Raw genomic sequence first — 18,944 nt, 5'->3', positions numbered from 1 at the left:
TCTTTTCTCTGCAATGATGCGCAGTGATGAGTACTCACTACATTATTAATATGCTCACACCGGCAATTTTGCTCTTCTTGACCCTTTGCACATAAGAAAAAGTCTGAGGTGTTAACTGTCGACAGTAAAAATACACTCGCCTAATCAAGCTTTTATTATCAGCATAGTCATACTAGAGTACCGCTTTGTTACAAATAAAAATAAGCGCCAAAGCTTTTACTGAGTGCATGAATACTTTTGTTCACTCACACTTTTAAGAAGAGATAATCATATGAATGCACACTTTCCACATGCAAGCCGCCTAATTTATGGATGCATGGGCTTAGGTGGGGGCTGGAATAATAACCCCGTTACTAAAGCCGATGTTACCCAAGCAAGATCAATCATCGACGCAGTACTAGACTTAGATATTAACGTTTTTGACCATGCTGATATTTACACATTCGGTAAAGCAGAAACTGCCTTTGGTGAAGCGCTTAAGCAAGCCCCAGAACTCAAAGACAAAATGCTTATTCAATCTAAATGTGCAATACGCTTTGAAGATGATTTAGGACCAAAGCGTTACGATTTCTCGGCAAAGCATATTCACACATCTGTTGAAGGTATTCTTTCTCGTCTAGGTATAGAGCAACTTGATATACTACTGCTACACCGCCCCGACCCGCTAATGGAATTAGAAGAAGTGGCTGGCACCTTATTGCTGCTACAGCAACAGGGAAAGATTAAACACGTGGGTGTGTCTAATATGCACGGACACCAAATAAACTACCTTCAATCAGCACTCTCGACACCTATTGTTGCCAACCAACTTGAAATGAGCCTTGGTTTTAGAGATTGGCTAGAAGACGGCATCACTAGCAATAGTGCGGCTAATCGCAATATAGGTTATGCGCCAGGCACTCTTGAATATTGTATGATGAATAATGTTCAGCTTCAGGCTTGGGGAAGCTTGGCTCAAGGAAAATATACAGGGGCAAAAACCGAAACTAACTCAGACGCTGCTACCGCAGATTTAGTAGCGCAACTTGCAAGCGAATACCAAACAACTCCTGAAGCCATTGTTCTAGGGTGGTTAATGCGACACCCTGCCAATATTGCGCCGGTTTTAGGCAGCACTAATATAGAACGAATCAAGTCAAGCCAGAAAGCGGTGGACGTTCACCTGTCTCGCGAACACTGGTATAAATTATTTGAAGCTGCTCGCGGTCTAGAAATGCCGTAGGCACATAAAAGGAAATACTATGCTTAAAGGCTTTCACCATGTAGCTATTATTTGTAGCGACTATCCACGTTCAAAAACGTTTTACACGGACGTACTAGGTTTTTCCATCATTGACGAAAATTATCGAGAAGCCAGGGATTCATATAAATGCGACCTTGGTTTACCAGATGGAAGTCAAATTGAGTTATTTTCGTTTCCAGGGGCACCTCAGAGGCCATCCCGTCCAGAAGCACAAGGGCTGAGACACTTGGCGTTCAAAGTAGACGACCTAGATGAAATGATTGACCAATTAACGAATAAACGTGTGGAATGTGAGCCGGTAAGAACTGACGAATATACAGGCAAGCGCTTTACGTTCTTTCAAGACCCTGATGGTTTACCGTTAGAGCTTTACGAACTTTAAAAATAATGCCGAATAGCTAAGTAGCGATTCGGCATTTATTTAACAATAAGCTTGTTGAAAAAACTACCTCTAGTCCAGCATTCTAACTTCTCGTTGCGGGAATGGAATATCAATATTGTGCTGTTGGAGCGCATTAAAAATGGCCTGGTTTAGCGCATAGCGAACTTCGAAATGCTTCACGGCCGGTGCCCAAACCCGAACTCCAAAATTTATACTACTGTCGCCAAAATTATCGACACCAATAGCAGGTGTTTTTTCTGCACTAACACCGTCAACAGATGCAACTGCATGTCGAATGACTTCAATGACATTATCTATATTACTAGAGTAAGCAACGCCAATATCTAGTTCTATAAGCATGTTTTCAGCCGAGTTATGCAAGATCTCCCCTACAATGAGCTTATTGGGAATTTGGATTTGTACGTTATCTTCATCGATAAGAATGGTATAAGGCAGCATAACCTGATCAACAACTCCGGCAACGCCACGAACCCGAATAGTATCTCCTACTACAAACGGGCGGGTAATGATTATAGTAAAACCTGCGGCGTAATTTGCCAGCATGCCCTGAATTGCGAGACCAGCCCCTAAGCCAACAGCACCAAGCGCCGCAATTAATGGAGTAACGCTGATCCCCACGTTCCCAAGGGCGATGATGATTACTATTCCAAGCACCACAAGCTTGCATATACCACCGGTAAACCGGCTTAGCGTAACGTCAATTTTTTTGTTTACCATGAGGTTTTCAACCACATGGCCTATTTTATTGGCAACCCACCAACCAAGCAGGAAAATGATGATGGCACCTACAATTTGGAAGCTGTAGGTCACTGCGAACTCCACGAGGGTGTCGTAAAGTGCTTGGGCTTGTTTTAATTCATCCATTGAGCGTGAGTACAATTAGCGGTGATACTTGAATAAGTGAAGAGTATACCACTCCGCATAGAAAAGTGCCCACTCAGAAGGTGCTGGCAAGTTTCCTAGCGAAGCGTGGGAATGCAGGAATGGCTGGTCCCTTTCAAATTCCCAGAATGAAGCTAGGAAGCTTGCCAGGCCTTCCCGAAGGGCGAGTTTAAAATGTCCGTACTCTTTGTTGTGTCACCTTGATGTAGAACCACTATACCTGCGGTAACACGTCGCGACTACGAACATTTTAACTCTCGCTGAGTGGGTAATTGTCTATGCGGACTGGTATTGAACAACAATGATAAGAAAAACCAGTGCCGGAACTTAGCCCAGCACTGGTTAAGGGGAAGTAAGGCCTGCTGATGACAAGCCTAAGAAAAAACGATGATTAGTTAGCGTATTCACTTGCTTCTATTTCAGCCAAACGCGCCTTTGTAGGATTCTTGACATAGTTATATACCAAGCCCACAAATAGCAGCGCCGCAAACCCTGTTGCCACCATAAAACCGTATTTGGCATCGCCCCCGTTAGCATCACTTACAAGGCCCATAATAAAAGGACCAGCCGCAGCGCCAGCAGCGGTAAAGAACAAGATAACTCCTGCCACGCTGCCGTGCTGGTGTTTAGGGAAGCAGCTTATCCCTTTCGAATTAAACGTAGGGTAAATGACCGACATGAAGATACCTGTTAAAGGGAACAAGTAAAGCGCGACTTGCTTTCCACCCCATAACCCTAAACCAAAGCACAATACAATCGCGCCAGTGAACAACATCAGTACTAGTGCCCAGTTAAAGCGAGACATCATCCAAATACCTACAAATCGTCCTGCAGCTCGGAGAATAAAGAAAGCGGTGACTGAATATATGGCCAACGTTTGTGAAAAGCCTTCTGTGTAACAATCATAGGTAGCCCTAAGTGTGGTTGCATCGCACACTAAATAGCTCGGCATCCAAACATAAATTGCGCTTTCTGCCGCAACATAGAGAAATGCGCCTATTGAGAAGCCCAATGCGTAGGGATTTTTAACCAGTTTCAGACTTTGCGCTATTGATACCTTTTCTTCACCGTTTCCTGTTTTCCTAGTATAAACAGGATATTTAACTAATAACGCCCCCACAATCAGTATGGTACAAACCCCACCTGCAATGACATAAAGCCACTGCCAAGCAACGCCTTGATGAATAAGGTATGCAACGATTAACGGGCCGATGATTGCACCTACGCCAAAGAATGCTTCTGCGCCGTTCATAGTAGCTGTGTGCTGTTTTGTAGATGACGATATGTCACCAATTAACGCGAGCGCCCCCGTTTTGAAAATACCAACGGCTACCCCTGATAAGCTCATCAAACTAACGATCAACAAGAAGTCATTAGCGATTAGAAAGCTGTAACAAGCTATCCCAAACAATGCTAAACCAATGATGATTGTTGGCTTACGGCCTAATTTATCTGCTAAAAAACCTAAGAATAAACCAGATAGCGCAATACCCAGCATAGGCAAAGAATGCATTAGACTCGCTTGTGCATTAGTGACAGAGAACGCCACTTTAACTTCTTTAATGATCTCGCCCACTGAATCTGATGTCATAGCAAACATCATGAACATGAGGTAGGTTAACCACCTAATAACTCTACTGCTACGGTCTTGGCTTGGCATAGTCGGTCTCACAACATCGGTATGAAGGTGTTTTACGTCTACATACTCTTAATCAAAGCATGTGGGCGATAGCAGACAAAGAAATCTGAAGCACCCACTTTTCATAATCTAATCAATAAAAGAACGATGTAAAAAGTTTGATAACAAATAATGCTATTGCGCATGGTATCAAAACTTTAGTCTAACTTGGAAAACAGCACTTAATCGTTTAAGATAAAAGTTAACAGAATTTAAAAAGCCTGTAAACCTGTCAATTAGGATAGGGTTATTAGACGCGCAGTCGCGTTATACTTTGGAGTTTTTTATGAGCTATGCTGCCGATAGTAGTTTATGTTTGGAGCGCATCCTGGCATCCACTGATTTATCAGGCCTTTCAAAGAAAGATGCGGCCACGTTTACTAAGCGATTAAAAGTTCACTTTCCTCGCCTTTTCACAAACTATACTTATGTTTATGGACATCAGTACGACTGCTATTTCCATTTACAAAAACTCATTGAAATATTAAGAGATGGGTTGAAAAGTCGAAAGCCGGCGCTCAAAAAGCTCGATAATGAAAGGCTTAAATCTCCTCTATGGTATCGCGATCAGCAACAGGTCGGTATGGCTTGCTATGTGGACTTAATGGGGCCTACGCTGAATGACTTACACGATAAAATCCCTTACTTCAAAGCTCTCGGTGTAACTTATGTCCACCTAATGCCTTTATACGATGCACCTAAAGGAGACAGTGATGGCGGTTATGCAGTATCGGACTATCGCAAGGTAAATTCCTCGTTAGGCACTATGAAAGATTTAGAAAAGCTTGCGTCGGCTCTCCAAAAGGAAGGAATTAACCTTGTGCTCGACTTTGTTTTTAATCACACATCTGACGAACATGCGTGGGCAAAAGCTGCACTTAAAGGCGACAAGCAATTCCAAAACTATTATTACTTGTTTGATGACAAGACCATTCCCGACCAATATGAAGAAACGCTAAGAGAGATTTTTCCTCAAGTAAGAAGGGGCAGCTTTACCTACAATGAGCAGGTTAAAAAGTGGGTTTGGACAACCTTCAATAGCTTTCAGTGGGATCTAAACTACAGCAACCCTGAAGTATTCAACGCAATTACCTCTGAAATGCTATTTTTGGCTAATGTTGGTAGCGCGGCTCTGCGTTTAGACGCATTGGCATTCATTTGGAAAGAACTTGGTACAAATTGTGAGAATCAAGAGAAGGCTCACGTGCTTATTCAAGCATTTAATTGTTGTTTGCAAATTGTTGCGCCAGCGGTGGTATTCAAATCAGAGGCTATCGTTCATCCGGATGAAGTGCTCAAGTATATCGATAAAGACGAATGTCAGCTGTCCTATAACCCCTTGTTAATGGCGCTACTCTGGAACTCATTGGCAACACGCAAAACCCGCCTGCTCACACAGTCGATGAAAAAGAGCTTTGCTATTTCAGACGAGTGTACGTGGGTGAACTACGTGCGCTGTCACGATGACATAGGTTGGACTTTTGACGATGCTGTCGCTGATGAATTAGGTATAAACCCGTTCGATCATCGCTATTTTCTGAATCAGTTCTACACCGGTCGTTTTGAAGGAAGTTTCGCAAACGGTGTGCCGTTTGCAGAAAACCCGAGCAACGGGGATTGTCGTGTATGTGGTTCACTGGCATCTTTGTGCGGGCTAGAAGGCGCACTGCAGGCTAATGATACGAAAGGCATTGAAGAAGCGGTAAAGCGTATGCTGCTGTTATATGGGATAACGTTCAGCATAGGCGGAATCCCATTACTATATTCAAGCGATGAAATTGGAAAGCTTAATGACTATAGCTATCGATTCGACGAAAGTAAAAAGCATGATGATAGATGGGTAAATCGTATCGCGGTTAATAATGAAGACACCGCTTTAGCGCTTGGTCAAACAGCACCTGCAAGCTTGGCGGAAATGGCAAGCCTTCGTATATTTTCAGGCTTACAGAAAATGATTGGAATTAGAAAGCAGTACGCCATTTTCGGGCAAGCTCAAACACATATACTAGATTCTGATAATCAACATTGCTTTGTTTTCATGCGAGAAAATACCAAAGGTGAAAAACTCCTCGTCGTTTGTAATTTCAGTGAACACGAGCAGCAGCTTCCGCGTTCCCTTTTGACGACAGTAGACTGCATATCAAGCGTGGATTTGCTATCAGGCGATAATGTGTCGACGGAATCAACACCTATTGTACTTACTCCCTTTCAGCAGCTATGGCTATTAGCTGACTAATAAAACCTCTTATACGCGGTAACCCACCTGTTGCTAGCCCCGTGACTGGTGAGTTACCGCCGACAAATTTAATTACCTTCGTCGCCAACTACTTACTAAGAAAGCAGTGAATTACAAAGGCAGTAAAAGAATTACCGACTATACTTTGGTAGTGGGTGACAATATTCCCAATTTATCGTGAGACAATTTCGCAAAAGCGGTGACTCGACGCAGCTTACAGATTGTTTAGCACGAAAATAGCGCTTTATCTATGTGTGTGGTTTGTATCTTGCTTACTATTAGCTTTTTTAAAGCTTATGGCAAAAGCAATACCAGTCATTTTTTCACACACTGGATTTAGACTTACGTCATATGGATATGTAAAACATGGTAACGGATAGAACGATGCAAAGTGAAAGTATGTTGGAATACATGTGCCCTTATTGCGGCGCAATCAATGATTTTCAATTAAACACCACTCGCGATATGTATCACGAACAACATGAGTCTTGTAATTGTTGTAACAAAATACTCAGTCTTACTGCCGCGGATGGTATTGGCGGTCGGATTAATCTCATTGTAGATGCTTTAGATAGCGAACACCTCATCAAGTAATAAATGATATAAGAGACGAAAAAGCCGCATTTAAAGCGGCTTTTTTTGTGTAGACGTGAAAGTTTTTACATCTTAGTTAGCGAAAGAACTCTCGTTTCAATTCGCTATCTGTTAAAAAACGACCGCCTAATGCAGATGTTCTTGTGAAAGAATTAGTGTCTCGAATTCCTCTCGCCTTTACGCAATAGTGAGTTGCATTAATGCTTACAGCAACGTCCTCTGTATTCGTTAGTGTTTGCAGCGCAACTAACACCTGCTGTGTTAGGCGCTCTTGTACCTGAGGGCGCTGAGCAAAAAAGCCCACAAGACGATTTATCTTGGAAAGACCAATCACCGTATCTTTCGGTATATATGATACTGTCGCAGTACCATCGATAGTCACAAAATGATGTTCGCAGGTGCTCGTTAAGCTGATGTCAGACACCTGAACAGGCTGGTCAATCTGCATCTTGTTTTCGATAGCAGTAATCTTAGGAAACTTCCGGTAATCCAAGCCACCAAAGATTTCATTAACGTACATCTTTGCAATACGGCTGGGCGTATCACACAAGCTGTCGTCAGTGAGATCAAGGCCAAGCGTGTCCATTACGTCACGCATCGCGCTTTCAATTCGTTTGCGCTTTTGTTCGTCAGAAAGGCCATTAACTACCATAGGAGTTTCTAGCCCCTTGGCTTCTAATGCTTCTCGTACACGTTGTGCTGGCTCTGATATAGAGGGGTCTAGTGCATCACGCACAATTACCGCTTCTTTTGCTAACATTGTTTTATCCGTTGTTACTGCTTTTTTGAACTGATACGCCTGTAAAATCGTAAAAGTTCCATTATACGACAACATGACTTTTATTTAATGTTGTTGTTTCCTCGCGTGCTTTTAGCACGGAATAATAAAACTGATACCTCTTAGAAAAGAAGGACGCTATCTTGAATTCACCTGTACTAATAACAGGCGCGAGTCAACGTTTAGGCTTAGCGATGGCTGACAGGTTACTCGAACAAGGCCATCACGTTGTCGTGACTTATCGAACACATCGCTCCAGTATTGCAATGCTTAAGGATAAAGGCGCTACAGTCTTACAGGCAGATTTTAGCACTGAGGCGGCTATTGATCGAGCAATTGATGAGATTAAGGCAATCAGTAAAACCTATCGAGGGATAATTCATAACGCATCGGATTGGGCGCAGGAGAAAGATTACAGCAACAAACATAACTTAATAGAGCGCATGATGATGGTCCATGCTGTTGCTCCTTACCGCATAAACTTGGCACTTGAAGAGGCGCTGCAAGACTGTGAAGTGCAAGCTGACATTATTCATATGACTGATTACGTACAAGAAACAGGTAGCGAGAAGCATATGGCTTATGCGGCAAGCAAGGCAGCGCTGCACAATCTAACCTTATCATTTGCTAAGAAATTAGCTCCAAAGGTGAAAGTAAATAGCGTGGCCCCAGCTTTGCTTATGTTCAACGAAGGTGATGACGAAGCTTATAAACAAAAGGCAGTAAAGAAGTCGTTACTTGAAATCGTTCCAGGCGCGCAAGAGGCTGTGAAAGCCATGAACTATTTATTTGACAGTGACTACGTGACGGGGCAAACCCTTCACCTCAACGGTGGGCGACATTTAAAGTGAAATTACAGACTTTAAGCTTAGGTTTTTAGTATTTTAAATTAATCGTCACCGTCAATTAATTTCATCGCCGTTAGCCTTGGTCTGGTGCCGAGGCATGGCTATAATCCACTCCCTATTTTAAAGCGATTTGGAATCCTACTATGCACGGCAACCGTATTATGGCGCCTGAATGGCATAACATTGATGCAGTTATGTTGGCATGGCCACATGCACAAACCGATTGGGCTCCGTGGTTGGAAGAGGCGCGAGCGACCTATTTAAACGTAATTGCTGCAGTAAACCGTAATCATGCGGGCGTGATTTTATTATGCGCGCCAAGCGATGTAGACGGTCTTAAATCACGTTTACCAGAGAATGCCCAAGTACTTATTGTTTCCGCATCCTTTAATGACACCTGGATGCGCGATTACGGTTTTATCACTTGCAAAGACTGTGATGGGAACGGCTCGCCTGTAGAGTTTCGCTTTAACGGTTGGGGCAATAAGTTTAATGCCGATGAAGATAACCTGGCTAATCAGCGTTATCTTGCTGCCATGTGCAAATCTGTGCTTCGCAGCAGCCCTGTGGTGGCTGAAGGTGGCGCGCTGGAAATTGATGAAAACGGACACCTATTAAGTACCGCTCAGTGTTTACTTAACCCTGAACGCAACGGTGACATGTCGCTAAGTGCTTATGAAGATGCATTTAAAGATATGCTGGGCTGCAGCAAGGTTACTATATTGCAGCATGGTCATTTAGAAGGCGACGACACTGACGGTCATATCGACACATTAGTGCGCTTTACCCCGAATAAAGGCCTTGTAATTCAAGCGTGTAACAACCGCCCTAACGACAGTCACTTCGAAGGGTTAAAAGCGTTATGTGACGAATGCGCCCTTGAATTGCCTGAGCATGCACAATTTCATTTACCGCTACCTAATATTGTTAATGATGAAGGGGATCGCTTGCCGGCATCGTATGCTAATTACTTAATTTGTAATAACGCGATTTTATTGCCCGTGTATGGTGAAGAAGAAGATGCCGAAGCCATAGAGACGGTGCAAAAAGCACATCCCAATCATATTGTTGAACCAATTGATTGCAGTGTACTCGTAAGACAATACGGCAGCTTGCATTGTATTTCTATGCAAGTACCCACAAATACGCTAAAAGACTCGATTATCGCCACCTTAAAGAAAGGAGTGTCATTACATGCGCCCAGCTAAGCTAAAAGTTGGCCTGGTACAACAGGCCGTTGCTGACAACGATAAAGCAACGAACTGGAATAAAAGTGCCGAGCAAATCGCCAAATTAGCGGCTGAAGGTTGCGAGTGTATTTTGCTTCAAGAACTGCACAGCACCCTTTACTTTTGTCAGCAAGAAGATACTGACGCCTTTGATTTGGCTGAACCAATCCCTGGACCAGCGACAGACTTTTTTGGTGAACTCGCCGAGAAGCACAATATCGTTTTAGTGACGTCGCTTTTTGAAAAGCGCGGTTCAGGTTTATATCATAACACCGCCGTAGTATTTGACCGCAGTAAAGAAATTGCGGGCAAATACCGAAAAATGCATATCCCTGACGACCCGGGTTTTTATGAGAAGTTCTACTTCACGCCGGGCGATATGGGCTTCACACCTATTGAAACCAGCGTAGGTAAACTTGGCGTATTGGTATGTTGGGATCAATGGTACCCAGAAGCGGCACGCCTAATGGCAATGGCAGGTGCAGACTTGTTGTTCTACCCTACTGCTATTGGCTGGGACTTAACTGACACAGAAGAAGAGCGTACCCGCCAGCACGGCGCATGGGAAACCATCCAGCGTTCTCATGCGGTGGCAAACTCAGTACCGGTTATCGTAGCCAACCGTACTGGTTTTGAAGCGTCACCAGTTGAAGGCGACCCAGGCATTCAGTTTTGGGGGCAAAGCTTTGTTGCAGGCCCGCAGGGCGAGATCTTGGCAAAAGCCGAAGCTGAAGGTGAAACCACGCTGTCAGTAGAGCTTGATATGGAACGTACCGAGCAGGTTAAGCGCATTTGGCCTTATTTCCGTGACCGCCGCATAGACGCCTACGACGAGTTAACCAAACGCTGGCGCGACTAACCCAGATAAATGGGGTCAGAGTACATTTTAATAAATGCAAATAAATAGGGGTCAGAGTACATTTTTTCTAAGCAGCAATAACTGTGAAATGTACTCTGACCCCATTTTTACACAAGTTCTTTTTCACCGCCGTTTTTCGCTGAGCGATAAATAGCGTTTAGTAGCGCAATCGATCTACGTCCTTCAAATCCATCTACAAGTGGTTTAGTGCCGTTATCAAGGGCATTTAGTACATCTTCGAAGTTTCTTTGATGCCACACGAAATCGATGGCAGATGGATCAGCTGCTCCAGCTCCCGCTTCATTTTCAGAAGGCCCATACTTGCATCTAATCTCTTCGTCTTCTTCGCTTTCTTCAGCAAACTCCCAGACTCGAAATTTATCATCGCTCATAAAAACAGAGCCCTTAGAACCAGTGATTTGTATCTCTGCCGGATGACCGCTTTTAGACCAGCAAGCTGTTGAACCTTGAATAACGCCTAATGCTCCGTTTTTAAACTCGAGCATCGCAATTCCAACATCTTCCACTTCTATACCATCATGGGCCACCAGCCTAGTTTCTGCTCTAACAGATTTTACATCCCCCATTACATAAAGAAGTAAATCTATAGTATGAATTGATTGGTTCATCAACGCGCCGCCACCGTCAAGTTTCCATGTACCACGCCACGCACCGCTTTCATAATACTCTTGAGTTCGCCACCATTTAATATAGGCATCAGCCATGGCAATATTGCCGAAGCGCCCAGCGTTTATAGCTTGCTTAAGTAACTGTGAAGAGGCGTTAAACCGACGAGGAAAAATACCCGCTAGCATCACATCGTTTTCAGCACACACCGCAATCATTTCATCGACTCTGTCAGATGTAACTTCCAGCGGCTTTTCACAAATTATATGCTTGCCCGCTTTTGCGGCGGCGGATATAGGCTCTAAATGAAAGCCTGAAGGCGTACATATAGTAATGATGTCAATATCAGGAGACGTTATAAACGACGTATACTCGTCGTAAGGTTTACAGCTATGCTTTTCAGAGAATGTGTTGGCTTTTTCAATTGAACGTGAATAAATCCCTGTTAATTCTGCATTGGGAATAGCGTGGATGGCCTGAGCATGGAAATCCGCAATCATGCCTGCGCCGACAATTCCGAATCGATACATTTTCCTGTTCCTTTTTTGTTCAATTGAAAAAGTATATGGGAACTCAGCGCACTAAACTAGGCTTAAACAATGAGGGGGTCAGAAGGAAGGTTAATGTCACGCTGACTCTGACCCCATTTTTTGTGGGCTATATTTTGAAGATAATGCCGTCGCAGAGCATGAAAACTTGACGGGTCGGCTTGGGAAGAAGCCTTAGCATTACGTCTTCGTCTATATCTAACCCACCGGTAAATTGCCCGAAGGCGGGCATTACAAATAGGCTTTTGTTGTTAGTAAAGCATTTACCTGAGTAACGACGGCGTGTAATGGTGGTGCGCTTTTTGGGATGGTAGTGACCAATAGCCTGAGCACGAGTTTCGCTCATTTCTGGTTCATGTCTGAACACCATATTATCAAGCACTATTTCAAAACATGCCGTGCCTGGAATGCCTTCTGGCAGATCTGGGTCATGGTTACCTTCCACCCACATCCACTCTTTAACTCTATCAACAAGCCTACATAAGTGCTGACGGTCTTCATTGGTCATACGAGACATGCTGTGTTTATCGTGAAAACTATCTCCTAAACTTATTACTCGCTTGGGCTGGTAATCATCAATAATGCTTTCCAGGCGTTTGAGTGTGGCGGCTGAATCTAAACTGGGTAACGGATTGGCATAACTGCGTAAATAACTGCCTTTTTCTAAATGAAGGTCAGAAACAATTAGCCAGTCGCATGCAGGTAAATAAGCCACGCCACGTGCGTCTAATAACCACAGATAGTCTGCGTATTTCGTAATAGTAATGTGGCGCTGACTGACTTTTTCAGTCAACCACGCGTCGGTTATTGCCAAATTATCCTCTTTATTTTTCGTTTGTGAGTTTTTATTACCTGGGTAACGCTGCACGTTTATTTAACGAAATACTATTTAGCTTTCCTGTTTAAAGACTTTCCGCAAATGTTTATTAAGTAAAGCGTCAGGCGTGAGGTACACCGTTAATATGGGAAAGCAAAGTATGAATATTCTGTTTAGTCTCACCCTATTCAACGCTAGCCCCTGAGAGTAACGCGCGAACTTCGTCTAACATGGTTTCAGCTTCGGCGTACAAATTAGCTTGCTCGATAATGGCCTGTGCACCAGCGCCTTTAACTTGTTCACTGCGTACATCAAGGACAATGGGTATGGCCATAGGCGACGGTTTTTCAAGATTAACTAATGTCGCTGAATCTACGTAGCGAATAAGTAAGTTAGCGAGTCGCCTTAAGTCGAGTAACTCTCGTTCAGCATCCGCCCGTGCTACTTTCAGTAGAATATGATCGCGGTCGTGTTCACGCAGCGTATCGTAAATAAGATCCGTAGAGAAGGTGACCTGCTTCATGGTTTTTTGGCTGGCGTGATAACGCTGCTCGGTCAACCCGCTCACTACCGCTACTTGCCTGAACGAGCGTTTAAGCATTGGCGCTTGTAACATCCAGTCTTCCAACTCGTCACCCAGAATATCCGGCTGAAACAGCTGCTGTAACTGCCTTTGGGTGATGGCGTTCACTGATGCTACCGACAAACCATAATCAGTCACACTGAAGCTTAACGGCTTTATGCCCATTTTTTCCATTCGCCGCGTTAGTAACATACCTAAGGTTTGGTTCGCTTTGCGTCCGTCGAAGGTGTAGTACAAGGTATATTGCGCTTGTCTAAATGGAAACTGCTCCACCAGCACCTTTTCAGGGCTAGGTAGCTGAGAGAACGCCTGCTGAAGCTTCAGCCACTCTTGTACCTGTATCGGCAAAGCTTTCCACGACTTTTGAGTAGCCAAAATCGCTCTCACTCCTTCCGCTAAATAAGTAGATAGCGGCATTTGCCCACCTGCGTAGCTTGGTATTTTAGGCTCTTTCGCTTTGGCCGGCTTGGCGTGAAGCTGCATGTCGCGAATAGCTTCAAAGCGCAGCACTTCTCCACCAAAATAAAAGGTATCTCCGGGCGTTAACTGCTGGGCGAAATATTCTTCTACTTCACCGATGATCTTGCCCTGGTTTCCTCTTCTAATGCGCTTTACTTTAAGCCGTCCTGCCTCAACAATTGTGCCTATGTTTTGCCTGTGTCTTTGTATAACCCGACGATTTGCCGGCGAGTACGTGCCATCATCATTTCTTGTCAGGCGTTGATACCGCTCATAGGCGTTAAGTGCGCTGCCACCGTCTTGAGTGAAGCGCCACAGTTTATCGAAATCATCTCTATCCAACCCTTGATAAGGCGTGGCGGTAAGGATCTCTTGGTACAAGGTATCCGGGCTATCAGCTTTGCTGCATAAACAGTTCAAGATAAACTGCGGAACGATGTCTAGAGCGCCTGGCTGAGGGCTTTCGCCATCAAGCTCACCTTTTTCTATAGCAGTAATGGCCGCTTGGCATTCCAGCGCTTCAAACCGGTTTGCTGGGACAAGTAACGCTTCGCTAGGTTCATCTAACCTGTGGTTCGCTCGACCTATCCTTTGCAGCAGCCTGCTTACGCCTTTAGGCGCACCTACTTGAATGACTTTGTCGACGTCGCCCCAGTCGATGCCTAGCTCTAACGCAGAAGTACACACAATAGCTCTAAGCATACCACTTGCCATCATGGCTTCTGTTTTTCGCCTTTGCTCTTTACTTAAACTGCCGTGATAAAGCGCTATAGGAAGCGCAGCTTTGTTTGCTTCCCACAACATTTGAAATAAAAGCTCAGACTGAGCACGAGTATTAACAAAAACCAGTGTAGTCTGCGCTTTCTCTATGGCCTCATAGATATCATCAATGGCGTAACGGGCCATAAAGCCTCCAAAAGGCATGCGTGCTTTAGAATGCAGCATCTCAACTTTTGGCTTCTCGCCCGCTTTTACTTTAATGATATTAGCAACACTGTCACTGCCCGCTAGCCACGCGCCCAATGTTTCTGGAAACGCCACGGTCGCTGACAAGCCTATGCGTTTGCAGCGTGGTGAAAACACGCTTAATCGCGCTAGGGCGAGTGATAAAAAGTCGCCGCGCTTATTCGCCATTAAACTGTGAGTTTCATCGATGATCACCCGTTTTAGCTTACCGAAAAGCTTATCGGCATCGGCGTAGCTTAACATCAGCATGAGGGACTCGGGGGTAGTAAGTAGAATATTAGGCGGCTTTTTACGCTGTCGCTGACGTTTATGAGAAGGCGTATCGCCAGTGCGGGTTTCCGCAGTGATAGGCAGCGACATTTCTTCAATAGGCTGCAACAGATTGCGATGGATATCTTGAGTTAACGCTTTAAGTGGAGAAATGTATAAGGTATGTAAACCATTAAACTCACTCTGATTACCCTTGTTTTCAGCTGAGTTTTTAGCTGATTCATTTACTTCATTTAACTCACTAAGCTCTACTAAACTCGGAAGAAAACCTGACAAGGTTTTACCCGCCCCTGTCGGTGCTATCAGTAATGTACAGTCATGTTTATCTTTTTCCACCAACATGTTCTGTTGATAATCACGTAGTTGCCAGCCTTTTTGCTTAAACCACTTAGCGAAAGCGCAGGGAAGTAATGTCATTTACAGTATCTGTTATGCCTTTTCGGTTTTATACGCCAAATTCTTCGTTAAGTTTATTTACACCAATGCCCTACTTGGTGCCTTTTCGATAACGTTTGAGACTCAATGCAGTCTAACTTTATTGAAAAAGTAAATATCTCCCGTAATTTAATGATATTAGTAATGGTTAATATTTGACTACACTTTAAATATCGACACCACGAAAACGAGACACTACACTCGATATTCAACTAAAAATTGTTACAGGGAACGTAAATGCGAATTCAATCAATAGATGCCATTAGAGGTTTAGCAATCCTTGGCATACTGTTTTTAAACATTGCATACCATCAAAATTTTCACACCGGCTACGCGTTTTTTGAAGAGCCACTTTTATCTGATGAGATTATCTCAACATTTAGCGCGCTTTTCTTAGATGGAAGATTTCGCACCTTATTTTGCCTGTTGTTTGGAGCAGGTTTAGCGATTCAATTTGATATTTGCCAAAAGCGTGGGCACAACTTTCTAGACTTTTCTAAATCTCGGCTTAAATGGCTATTTTTATTTGGGTTAATACATGGCGTGTTCGTATTTGGCGGAGACATACTGCTTTATTACAGCCTTTGCGCCTACTTTGTACTAAAACACCTAACGCTAGACCAAGAAGCGCTTCGTGCAAAAAGCGTTAAATATCTTATTGTGGGCAGCATTATTATGCTTGTTTTTGGCATAGTACTTACGCTTGGATACGACTACGGTGGCGCACCGCCCCTTAGGCCTAGTGAGGCCTACGCCGAAGAGGTTACAAAATGGCAAAGTAGTTATTTGTTCCAAATTGGCGTTCAAGCTGCTTTTGTTCTTGCTACCGTTATTGCAGCCCCTTTTTCCATGCTGTGGCAGTCGATGGGGCTTATGATGTTTGGCGCCTACCTTTATAGAAGTGGTTTCTTCAGCGTTGGGTTTTCATCTACTGTATTTACAAAAGTGGCTTCAATTGCCATAGCAACCTCTGTTGTTACTGTTATTCCTCAATTAATGTTTGAACAGGTAACCTCAGATGTTATTCCCATGTTTACCAGTATCCCCGCTATTTTCTGTGCTTTTGCCTACGCCCATCTGTTAATCAAAGTGAAAAATACAACCACCTGGTGGTATCAGTCACTTATTAACTGCGGCAAGGTGGCGTTTACCCTCTATCTAACACAATCCATTGTTCTGGCTGTGCTGTTTCGTGTGATTATGCCCGCTTACTACCCCGAATTTGCCTATACCGTGACGCTGCTCGATTTGATGTTAATTACCCTTGCGCTTACAGCAATTCAAATTTTGCTGGCGAATTTTATTACTAAGCATTTTGATCAGGGACCATTTGAAGCACTATGGCGAGGACTGTATTTGCGCAGTTTTCACATAAAGCAAAAATTGAAACCAGATGAGATAGAACAGCTCACCTAACACTATGTCACTTGCATCTCGGAAATAGTGTCTATACTGAATGGTAAACGTAACCTAAATAACGAGGCCTGCTTATCTTTTCTGTACTAAAGGTTAGCGGGCCCAATGGCTTTTTCTGAGCCATTGAGGTAAATAGGCATGATAAAAAATCGAGGTCGACTAGGGCTATTTTCAATAGTAGCGGTGATGATTATTTGGCACCTTTTCTGCCAACGTGCTTTTGGAAGTGTGGTGGACGGTGCGCAAACATCACAGGGCCCCCCTAGCAGTTACAAAGTTAAGATAGTTGAAAGTAGTGAGCTCGACTATGCCTCTCATGCTTATTACTCTGCATTACTTAAATTAGCGCTCAGCAAAACAGAAGACCCTAATAAATCGACATATCTTGTAGAGAGTAGCGGCAATTTGGTTCAAGAACGCGTTCTGCGCGAGCTAAACCAAGAAGGAGGAATTGACGTGTTTTGGACAGTGACGTCTAAACTACGTGAACAGCAAGCCATTCCGGTGCGGGTCCCTCTATTAAACGGAATCATGGGCTATCGCGTCTCTTTGATTCGCCAAAGCACGCTACGTGAGTTCAACAATGTTCGCAGCGCGCGTGACCTAAAGCGATTTGTTGCAGGTCAAGGTCACGACTGGCCCGATTTTCAAATTCTAGAACATAACGGTTTTACTGTGTTAGGAACCAGTAATTACGACATTATCATTGAACTTTTAAAGGCTGGTAGAGTCGATTATTTTCCTCGTGCAGTCCATGAGGCGGTGGTAGAGGCTCAATCGCTAAGCGATCCAGACATTATCATAGACCCTTCAGTTTTATTGTATTACCCGTCTTACATGTTTTTTTTCGTTTCAAAATCGAAACCTGAATTAGCGCAGCGCATAGAACGAGGGTTAACCATTGCTCGACAAGACGGAAAGCTTCTCAGCGTTATTTGAGGAGTACATTAAATTTAAGAATATTGAGAAAGCGTTAAAGCTTTCAGAGAGAACCGTACTCAAACTTGGTAATCCAAACCTCCCCGAAGCGACACTCGACGTAATGCCGAAAAATTCACTATCGATACTCCTCCAATAGAAAACCAGCACCATTCAAGCCTTCAAGTTATTACTTTAAGCTGTCTCACCTGTATAAATGAATATAAAAAAGGGCCTATAAAAAATAAGGCCCTCGTTCACTTAAATGGCGTATTAGAATCTAAATGTTCCTAACAACGTAGCCGAACCCAACTGATTCTCGTCAGTATCATAGCCTAACCCAAATTCGATAGATGAATACGGGTTAAACCAGTAGTGAGTACCTAATTCAATAACATTGTCAGAGCCTATTACTTCATTGCTTTCGTGAATGTAGGTTACGCCCACGCTCCAATCAGGGCGGAAGTAATAATCTGCATCTAGCTCGACGGAGAACTCGCCATCAAACTGCGTAGCTTTTAACTTGGTATCCCAGCCTGGAAGAAACTTGCCAGCGCGTTGTCCAAAGCTCGTATATCTTGCAAATGCACTGTAGCTAAATTCAGAATCTGAACGCTCTTCACTGCTGCCAGAGTCATCTAAACTGAAAAGCTCTTCATTTAGATGAAAGTACTCTATGCCAATGCCATATTCCCAATTTTGGTTCGCAAAAGTAGACACCTCTACCGCATAGCGATTTAATGTTTCGTCAAAAAATCTATTGTCGTTGGTTACACGTCCGTAACGACCTCGAATTACCAGTGCATTCGAGTAAAACCATTCTCCTCGAACATTTACGCTGTCGATGTTATCTATGCCAAAATAATCCACAGAAACATTGTTCGTTCTTTGAAGATAGGGGCTAATCGACCAAGGTTGCTGGTCTATATTGACTGATTCAAAATAGTAGCGGTAACTTGCACCAATAAAGTTGTCATCGGCATCACGGACATCAGAGAAACCTAATGCGATTTCATGCTGAATATCAGTTGATTGGGCAAAGACGGGAAGAGTTAAAGAAGCAAGCATGACTGTGCTTAAACGTAACACGTGACAATATCCTTATTCAAAATGAGCATCCCTGCGACGCTCTCACTAACTAGACGCCAAATCTAG

15 protein-coding genes are annotated in these 18,944 nt (G+C 43.7%); 8 read left to right on the top strand and 7 right to left on the bottom strand.

The genetic code is table 11. From position 1 onward, the window contains the following. The first annotated feature begins 271 nt into the window (after positions 1 to 271). On the top strand, positions 272 to 1,222 hold the full coding sequence (locus ACYX4M_RS08895) for an aldo/keto reductase (protein ID WP_476082720.1): 951 nt from the start codon (positions 272 to 274) through the stop codon (positions 1,220 to 1,222). 19 nt (positions 1,223 to 1,241) lie between these two features. After that, complete coding sequence (gene gloA2, locus ACYX4M_RS08890) at positions 1,242 to 1,625, top strand: SMU1112c/YaeR family gloxylase I-like metalloprotein (protein WP_476082719.1); 384 nt, start codon at positions 1,242 to 1,244, stop codon at positions 1,623 to 1,625. Between the two features lie 69 nt (positions 1,626 to 1,694). Here gloA2 and ACYX4M_RS08885 read toward each other — a convergent pair whose 3' ends face one another. Both ACYX4M_RS08885 and ACYX4M_RS08880 read right to left on the bottom strand, forming a co-directional pair. Further along, positions 1,695 to 2,510 carry a mechanosensitive ion channel family protein gene (locus tag ACYX4M_RS08885; RefSeq protein ID WP_476082718.1) on the bottom strand — a complete coding sequence of 272 codons (816 nt, stop codon included), beginning with the start codon at positions 2,508 to 2,510 and terminating at the stop codon, positions 1,695 to 1,697. A gap of 409 nt (positions 2,511 to 2,919) precedes the next feature. Then, positions 2,920 to 4,137 carry an MFS transporter gene (locus ACYX4M_RS08880; protein ID WP_476082717.1) on the bottom strand — a complete coding sequence of 406 codons (1,218 nt, stop codon included), beginning with the start codon at positions 4,135 to 4,137 and terminating at the stop codon, positions 2,920 to 2,922. A gap of 355 nt (positions 4,138 to 4,492) precedes the next feature. On the opposite strand from ACYX4M_RS08880, the gene ACYX4M_RS08875 reads away from it, so the two are divergent. Further along, positions 4,493 to 6,442, top strand: a complete 1,950-nt coding sequence (locus ACYX4M_RS08875; protein WP_476082716.1) for an alpha-amylase family glycosyl hydrolase — start codon at positions 4,493 to 4,495, stop codon at positions 6,440 to 6,442. 670 nt (positions 6,443 to 7,112) lie between these two features. On the opposite strand, the gene folE is transcribed toward ACYX4M_RS08875, so the two are convergent. Continuing rightward, complete coding sequence (gene folE, locus ACYX4M_RS08870) at positions 7,113 to 7,796, bottom strand: GTP cyclohydrolase I FolE (RefSeq protein ID WP_334060657.1); 684 nt, start codon at positions 7,794 to 7,796, stop codon at positions 7,113 to 7,115. Positions 7,797 to 7,957: 161 nt separating this feature from the next. Here folE and folM point away from each other — a divergent pair, with 161 nt between their 5' ends. From folM to ACYX4M_RS08855, 3 genes are all read left to right on the top strand, one after another. Further along, complete coding sequence (gene folM, locus ACYX4M_RS08865; RefSeq protein WP_476082715.1) at positions 7,958 to 8,665, top strand: dihydromonapterin reductase; 708 nt, start codon at positions 7,958 to 7,960, stop codon at positions 8,663 to 8,665. Positions 8,666 to 8,805: 140 nt separating this feature from the next. Further along, entirely contained in the window at positions 8,806 to 9,870 is a 1,065-nt protein-coding gene (locus ACYX4M_RS08860; protein WP_476082714.1) for an agmatine deiminase family protein, read from the top strand. Then, positions 9,857 to 10,750, top strand: a complete 894-nt coding sequence (locus ACYX4M_RS08855) for a carbon-nitrogen hydrolase (RefSeq protein ID WP_476082713.1) — start codon at positions 9,857 to 9,859, stop codon at positions 10,748 to 10,750. The genes ACYX4M_RS08860 and ACYX4M_RS08855 overlap by 14 nt, the downstream gene beginning before the upstream one ends. Positions 10,751 to 10,857: 107 nt before the next feature. On the opposite strand, the gene ACYX4M_RS08850 is transcribed toward ACYX4M_RS08855, so the two are convergent. From ACYX4M_RS08850 to ACYX4M_RS08840, 3 genes are all read right to left on the bottom strand, one after another. Further along, positions 10,858 to 11,907: a Gfo/Idh/MocA family protein gene (locus ACYX4M_RS08850; protein WP_476082712.1), complete on the bottom strand. Its 1,050-nt coding sequence runs from the start codon at positions 11,905 to 11,907 to the stop codon at positions 10,858 to 10,860. Between the two features lie 127 nt (positions 11,908 to 12,034). Next, complete coding sequence (pdeM, locus tag ACYX4M_RS08845; protein WP_476082711.1) at positions 12,035 to 12,739, bottom strand: ligase-associated DNA damage response endonuclease PdeM; 705 nt, start codon at positions 12,737 to 12,739, stop codon at positions 12,035 to 12,037. Positions 12,740 to 12,926: 187 nt separating this feature from the next. Next, positions 12,927 to 15,437, bottom strand: a complete 2,511-nt coding sequence (locus ACYX4M_RS08840) for a ligase-associated DNA damage response DEXH box helicase (RefSeq protein ID WP_476082710.1) — start codon at positions 15,435 to 15,437, stop codon at positions 12,927 to 12,929. A gap of 255 nt (positions 15,438 to 15,692) precedes the next feature. Here ACYX4M_RS08840 and ACYX4M_RS08835 point away from each other — a divergent pair, with 255 nt between their 5' ends. Further along, positions 15,693 to 16,871 carry a DUF418 domain-containing protein gene (locus ACYX4M_RS08835; RefSeq protein WP_476082709.1) on the top strand — a complete coding sequence of 393 codons (1,179 nt, stop codon included), beginning with the start codon at positions 15,693 to 15,695 and terminating at the stop codon, positions 16,869 to 16,871. A gap of 138 nt (positions 16,872 to 17,009) precedes the next feature. Beyond that, positions 17,010 to 17,810, top strand: coding sequence for a hypothetical protein (locus ACYX4M_RS08830; RefSeq protein ID WP_476082708.1), 801 nt, complete (start codon positions 17,010 to 17,012; stop codon positions 17,808 to 17,810). 252 nt (positions 17,811 to 18,062) lie between these two features. Here the strand turns inward: ACYX4M_RS08830 and ACYX4M_RS08825 are convergent, their stop codons facing one another. Beyond that, the gene (locus tag ACYX4M_RS08825; protein WP_476082707.1) at positions 18,063 to 18,878 is read right to left on the bottom strand and encodes a putative porin; all 816 of its coding nucleotides are present in this window, start codon (positions 18,876 to 18,878) and stop codon (positions 18,063 to 18,065) included. Positions 18,879 to 18,944 lie beyond the last annotated feature (66 nt).

It is taken from the genome of Alteromonas sp. ABV4_150 (assembly GCF_056311745.1).
This window is presented reverse-complemented; position numbering and strand designations above follow the sequence as displayed.